Below are 7,093 nucleotides of genomic sequence, written 5' to 3' on the forward strand. Positions count from 1 at the left end.
CTCCTTCAGGGAGCCGTCGGTGCCCGCCGTGCGCTGCCGGACGGGGGAGGCCGACAGCGGTTCACGGGCGCCCCCCCTCGGGGGTCAGGGGGCGCCCTGCCCGGAAGCGACCGACTCCAGGTGAGCGACCGCCGCTTCGATGCCGGGGAGGCCGAGCATCTGACGGTGGCCTTCACGGATACCGGTCGCAAAACGTTCTTCGGTCAGGACCCGGCTGCACGCCTCGGCAACGCCCTCGGGGGTCACGTCGGTGACATGCAGGCCCAGGTCGAGCTCGTCGAGCCGGGCCGCGTTGTGGTGGTGGTCGCCGAACTGCGGGAGAGCCACCATGGGCACACCCTGCCGGACCGCCTCGCGGACACTGTTGTAGCCGCCGTGCGAGACGAACAGCTGGGCGCACTCGAGGAGCAGCATCTGCGGAAGCCAGTCCATGACGCGGACGTGGTCGCCGATCTTCACGCCGTCGAGGGAGAGGCCGACGGTGCCGACGATCGCATGGCAGTCCAGGCTGGAGAGCCCTTCGATGATGACGCGCAGGGTCTCCGACGGGTCGATCATGCCTTCGGGCGGCTCGATGCCCATGGCCTTCAGGTTCATCACCGTGGGCAGCGCGCTGCCCACGGAGGCGACGACCAGGGGCCGGCCGCCGGCCAGCGACGCCAGTTCGGCGGACAGGCCCTCGGTGTCGTTGCCCAGGCTGGCCGCCTGCCGGTAGGCGAACGCGTCGGGCAGCGGGAAGCGGGCGAAGGAGTGGGTGGGCGGCACGCAGTCGATGCGCCCGTTCGGGAAGACCGACCAGGGGTCCTGCTGTGCGGCCAGACCGACCTCCGCACGCCGCTCGTTGAGGAAGGGAAGGAGCCCTACGGGGTCGGTGACGTTGGTGGGGCCCGACGGGCACGACACCACGGGGATGCCGAGCGCCTCGCCGAGCAGCACACCGGTCAGCTCGCCGCCGTCCCGCAGGACGAGGTCCGGCCGGAATTCCTCCGCGAGCGGCAGAAGTGTACGGAAGGTGGTGGTGATGTGCGGACCGCCGCCCCAGAGAATCATCTGCAGACGGTTGTCCACCTCCACATCCCCGTCCGGAACTCCCTCCGCCACGCGCTTTTCCCGCAGGGAGAAGATGGCCGACATGACGTCGAATATGCTCGGCATGACGGGCCGCACAGTAACCGGTGCTCCGTCGAAGACCTCGGCCAGCTGCTCGGGTACCGCCACCATCACCTCGTGGCCGGCCTCGGCCAGTCCGCGTGCCAGCGGCAGCACCTCGTTCGCGTGCCCCTTCGTCCCGGTCACCGTACAGAACACCCGCATTACTTCACTCCCCGCGCTATTTCTGCCACATTCCAAAAACTCCCGGAAATGATTATCCGGCCGACCGGTGGGGGGACAACCCCTATGTCCCCCACGGTGCTTCAGGAACCCGCGGCAGCGGCCTGACGGACGCGGCGGCCCTCGCCGGTGTGGCGCGGTCCGCGCAGCCACTGGATGGTGACGCCGATGGTGCGGATCAGCACCATGGCCATGGCCATCAGGACGAAGAAGGCGGCGACGCCCTCGGCGTCGATCTTGTTCTCGTAGACCCAGGTGCCGAAGTCACGGGCGAACGAGTCCACGTTCTCCAGCGACCAGATGAAGACGAGCCGGGCCACCAGGATCGCGAGCCAGATGGCGAAGTAGACGATTCCCGCGCGGGTGTACGTCTTTCCCGTGGCGCCATCGCGCTCCACCCGCATGGTGAGCAGCAGCACGGCACCGACCACCGCACCGATGGCGACGCCGACACCGGCCACCGTCATGTTCGGCGTGGAGAATTCCATGTCCTTCAGCATGAAGTACCCCACGACAGCGACGAGCGAAATCGGAAGGGTCAGCTTTATGAAGCCGAACTTGTGCCGACCCACCTGCGTGAAAAGGACGATTGCGATCAGGATTCCGTTCAGTGTCAAAGCGTCCCGCATCGAGTCGCTCATGCTCGCCTCCTCTGTTTTCTCAGTTCACAGTTGACAGTAGATTCCCGGCCCCGGGTCCGCCTGGACCCGGGGGTGGAGTAGGGGGGTGGATTTCCACGGCTGAGACTTCCACCCCCCGACCTGTTCAAGGACGCGACGCTTCTGCGGAGGCGGCGGAGAGCAGCCATTCATGGACGACGCGGGCCGTGTCGGCAGCGTGGTCCTCCATCATCGTGAAGTGGTCGCCCGCCGCGTCGGCCACGGCGCAATCCAGCGGCCACGTGGACCGCCAGTCATCGGTGCCGCGCCAGGACGGCAGCGGCTCACAGGCCCGTACCAGCAGCGTCGGGGTGCTGACCGGTTGCGGATCCCAGCCCTTGAACAGCCTGAAGTAGCCCGTCATCGCGGTGAGCCGCACGTCGCTGAGCGCGCCGAAGCCGGAGGCGGCCGCCCCCTCCGTGTCGCCCCCGCCGTCCGTCGGGCCGACACCCTCGATGCGGGTCTGGACGCCGGTGAGCGCCCGGTCGCTGAGCGGGTAGATGTCGATGAGCACCAGGGCTTCGGGAGCCCTCCCCCGGCTCTCCAGCCAGCCGGTGAGCGCGTGGGCCAGCATGCCGCCCGAGGAGTGCGCCGCGAGCACGAACGGCCGGTCGCCGGTGTGGGCGAGCAGCGCCTCCCCGTGCGCGCGGGTCAGCGAGGTGAGGTCGGCGGGCAGCAACTCGCCGTCCAGGAAACCCGGTGCGGGCAGCACCGAGACGCCGCGTATGTCACGGAGCGCCGCCGCGAAACGGGCGTACTCGTGCGGGCCCGACATCGGCAGGATCGAGGGGATGCACACCAGCTCCGGTCCCTGGTCGCTCTTGGCCAGCGGGACGATGTCCAGCTCCCCGGCCAGTTCGGACGGATCGCTGAAAGAGGGCCGGAACTGCGAGACGGAGGTGAGGAGTTCGACGAACTCCTGGAGCCTTCCGCTCTCGCCCGCGCTGCGGACCATACTCGCGATGACGCTCTCGCCCGCACCGGCCGGTGCGGTGGCGCGCGTCACGCCGTCCGCGCCGCCCGCCTGCGGCGTGGCGGAGGACAGCCGGCGGGTGAGGTAGGCGGCGAGGGCCTGCGGTGTGGGGTTCTCGAAGACGGCGGTGGCCGGCAGGCGCGTGCCGGTGGCGGCGCCGAGCCGGTTGCGCAGTTCGACGGCGCTGAGCGAGTCGAAGCCCAGCTCCAGGAACCGCTGCCCGGCCGGCACGGGTTCGCTCTCGGGGTAGCCGAGTACGACGGCGGCCTCGGTGCGGACGTACTCGAGCACCACCGCGTCACGCTCGGCTTCCGGTGCTTCGGCGAACCGCCGGGCCAGGGAGCGCTCCTCGCGCTGATCGACGCGGGCCGGGCGCCGTGTGACGGCCCTGGCCAGGCCGCGCAGCATGACGGGCACACCGTCGCCCGCCGCCCGGGTGGACAGCGCGGCCACGTCCAGCCGCATCGGCACCAGGTGGGTGCGGGTGCCGCGCAGCGCCTCGTCGAACAGCGTCAGCCCCTCCTCGGACGTCAGACCGAGGAGGCGGCCGCTGGTGCGGGCGGCGGCGTCCGCCCCGTCCAGCTCGGCGATCTTCCCGACGCTGTCCTGCCACAGGCCCCAGGCGAGGGAGGTGGCGGGCAGGCCCAGCGCCCGGCGGTGCTGGGCGAGGGCGTCGAGGAAGGCGTTGGCCGCCGCGTAGTTGGCCTGGCCGGGGTTGCCGAGCAGGCCGGCGGCGGACGAGAACACCACGAAGGCCGCCAGCGGCAGGTGGCGGGTCTGCTCGTGCAGCTGCCAGGCCGCGTCGACCTTGGGCCGCATGACCCGCTCCAGCCGCTCGGGGGTGAGCGTGTCGACCACGCCGTCGTCCAGGACACCCGCGCTGTGCACCACCGCGGTCAGGGGGTGCGCGGCGGGGATACCGGCGAGCAGGGCGCGCAGTGCGTCGGGCTGGGCGGTGTCGCAGGCGGCGATCTCCACCCGGGCGCCCAGCGCGGTCAGTTCGGCGGCGAGGCTGCTCGCGCCCGCCGCCGCGGCGCCGCGCCTGCTGGTGAGCAGCAGGTGACGTACGCCGTGCGCGGTGACCAGGTGACGCGCGACCAGGGCGCCGAGGGTGCCGGTGCCGCCGGTGACCAGGACGGTGCCCTCGGGGTCGGCGGCGAAACCTGACGAGGCAGACGGAGCGGCCGGCTCCGCCGCGCCCTGCGCGCCGTCGGCGGGGTCAGGGGCGTCCTGCGCCACCGGCACCCGCGCGAAGCGTGGCACCAGCAGCGCGCCCTGCCGCAGTGCGGCCTCGGGTTCGCCGCAGGCCGCGGCGGCGGGCAGTGCCTCGGCCGAGGCGTCGTCGCCGTCGAGGTCGAGGAGTACGAACCGGCCCGGGTTCTCCGTAGTGGCGGACCGCATCAGGCCCCACACAGGCGCGTGCACGAGGTCGGTGACGTCCTCCTCGGGCGAGGCGGCGACCGCCTGCCGGGTGACCAGCACCAGGGTCGCGTCGCCGATGCGGGGCTCGGCCAGCCAGGAGCGCACCAGATCCAGCACCCGCCCGGTCGCGGCCCGCGCGTCGGTGGCCACATCGCCGGTCGCGTCGGGGCCCGGCACCGCGAGTCCGAGCGGCACGTACACCCGCTCGGGCTGGGGCGCGCCCCCGGCCACGGCGGCCAGCAGCGCTGCCAGGTCCGGATAGGCAGGGGTGCCGGGGGGCAGCGGCAGCGCGTCGGCGTCGCCGACCACGGCCGCCGGGGGCTCGCCGGTTGCCGCGTCCGGGGCGGCGGACACCGGCTGCGCCGTCCAGTCGACCTGGAAGAGGGACTCGTGGTGCCCGCCGCCGGCGGCGCTCAGCTTCTCCGCCGAGATGCGCCGCACGACCACGGCGTCCGCCGAGGCCACCGGTAGCCCGGCCGCGTCGGCGACCTCCAGCGCATAGGCGCCCTCCTCACCGGTGGGTGCGAAGCGGATGCGCAGCGCGTCGGCCCCCACGGCGTACAGGGTGACGCCGCGCCAGGAGAACGGCATCCAGAAGCCGCCACTGTCCGCAGCGCCGTCGGAGCCGGTCCCGTCGGCGGTGCCGACGGCGCGGGCAGCCAGGGCGTGCATCGCGGCGTCCAACAGCGCGGGATGGACGCCGAAGCCGGCGGCGGCGGCGCGGTGGTCGCGGGGCAGCGCCAGCTCGGCCCACACCTCCTCGCCGCGCCGCCAGGCGGCACGCAGCCCCTGGAACGCCGGGCCGTAGCCGATGCCCGCGGCGGCGAAGCCGTCGTAGAGCGCGTCCACCGGCACTGGCTCACTGCCCTCGGGGGGCCATACGGCCAAGCCGGGTCCGGGCGGTGCCGTCTCGGCGACGAGGGCGCCGGTGGCATGCCGGGTCCAGGTGCCCGTGTCGCCGGGGCTGTCGGAGCCGTCACGGCGTGCGTAGATGTCGAGGGTGCGGCGCCCGGAGTCGTCGGGTGCGCCGACGGCGACCTGCACGACGACGCCGCCCCGCTCGGGCAGGATCAGCGGCTCCTCGAAGGTGAGTTCCTCCAACCGCCGGCAGTCGACGTGCCCGCCCGCGCACAGGGCCAGCTCCACGAAGGCGGTGCCGGGCAGCAGGACGGCGTCCAGCGCGGCGTGGTCGGCGAGCCACGGGTGGGTGGCCAGGGACAGCCGCCCCGACAGCAGCATCGCGCCCGAGTCGGCAGACTCGACCACGGCGGCCAGCAGCGGGTGGTCGGCCGGGACGAGCCCGGCGGAGCTGACGTCCCCCATGGCGGACCCGGGCTCCAGCCAGTAGCGCTGCCGCTGGAAGGGATAGAACGGCAGCTCGACGCGGCCTTGCGGGCCGGGGTGGATCAGCAGCTTCCAGTCCGGGGCGGCCCCGTGGGTGTGGGCGGCGGCCAGCGAGGTGAGGAAGCGCCGCCGGCCGCCCTCGCCGCGGCGCAGCGTGCCGACCACGGCGGCCTCGCCACGCACGTCCTCGACGATGCTCTGCACCGGCACGGTCAGCACCGGGTGCGGGCTGGCCTCGACGAACACCTGGTGCCCGTCGGCCAGCAACGCCCGCACGGCCTGATCGAACTCGACGGTGCGGCGCATGTTCGCGTACCAGTAGTCCGCGTCCAAGGTGGCCGTGCCGATCCGCCCACCGGTGACCGTCGAGTAGAGCGGCACGGCCGCCGCGCGCGGCAGCACCGGCGCCAGGTCGGCGAGGACCTGCTCGCGCAGCGCCTCGACCTGCGCGGTGTGTCCCGCGCCCACAGCACCGGGCACCTTCCGCACCCGGATCTCCTCCGCCTCCAGGGCGGCCGCGAACGCATCGACCGCCTCGGGGTCACCGGCGACCACACAGGCAGCGGGCCCGTTGACCACCGCGACCGACAGCCGCTCCCCCCACTCGGCGATCCGCTCCCGCACGGTGTCCACGGGGGCGAGGACGGAGGCCATCGCACCGTTGCCCTGGAGCGCCAGCAGCGCCCTGCTGCGCAGCGCCACCACACGGGCGGCGTCCTGGAGGGTGAGGGCGCCCGCCACGTACGCGGCGGCGACCTCGCCCTGCGAATGGCCGACCACGGCGGACGGCTCGACGCCCGCGGCCCGCCACAGGGCGGCCAGCGAGACCATGGTGGTGAACAGCAGCGGCTGGATCACGTCGAGCCGTTCGAGGGGCGGCGTGTCGGGGGCGCCGCGCAGCGCATCGGCGACGGACCAGTCGACGAACTCGGCGAAGGCCGCGTCGCACTCGGCGACCGACCGTGCGAACGCGGGCGAGGAGTCCAGGAGTTCGGCCCCCATGCCCACCCACTGGGACCCCTGCCCGGGGAAGACGAACGCGGTCCTGCGGTCTCCGCGTGCCGCGCCGAGCACCGCGCCGATGGACGTTCCGCCCTCGGTGCCGTTCTCGACCCGCAGGTCGGCGGGTGCGTCGGCCGGGGCGTCGGCGAGGGCGGCGAGACCGAGCAGCAGTTCGTCGCGGTCCGCGCCGAGCACGGCCGCGCGGTGCTCGAACTTCACCCGGGTGGTGAGCAGCGCGTGCGCCACGTCCGCGATGTCGAGCTCGGGGTGCGCGGCCAGGTGGCCGCCGCGCCCTGCGGCCAGGGCCCGCCGCCCGGCCGCCGCGCGTGCCCCCAGCACCCACACCCGCGCCCGGGCCCGC

The 7,093-nt window shown here is 73.5% G+C and carries 3 protein-coding genes; all 3 read right to left on the minus strand.

The window, feature by feature from the left end; all coding sequences use genetic code 11:
* Window positions 1-84: 84 nt before the first annotated feature.
* Window positions 85-1,314 carry a glycosyltransferase gene (locus ACWGI8_RS35845; RefSeq protein ID WP_453667485.1) on the minus strand — a complete coding sequence of 410 codons (1,230 nt, stop codon included), beginning with the start codon at window positions 1,312-1,314 and terminating at the stop codon, window positions 85-87.
* Between the two features lie 101 nt (window positions 1,315-1,415).
* Entirely contained in the window at window positions 1,416-1,973 is a 558-nt protein-coding gene (locus ACWGI8_RS35850; RefSeq protein ID WP_453667487.1) for a hypothetical protein, read from the minus strand.
* A gap of 124 nt (window positions 1,974-2,097) precedes the next feature.
* Window positions 2,098-7,071 carry an SDR family NAD(P)-dependent oxidoreductase gene (locus ACWGI8_RS35855; protein ID WP_453667489.1) on the minus strand — a complete coding sequence of 1,658 codons (4,974 nt, stop codon included), beginning with the start codon at window positions 7,069-7,071 and terminating at the stop codon, window positions 2,098-2,100.
* Between the last annotated feature and the right edge of the window lie 22 nt (window positions 7,072-7,093).

Source organism: Streptomyces sp. NPDC054841 (genome assembly GCF_053611045.1).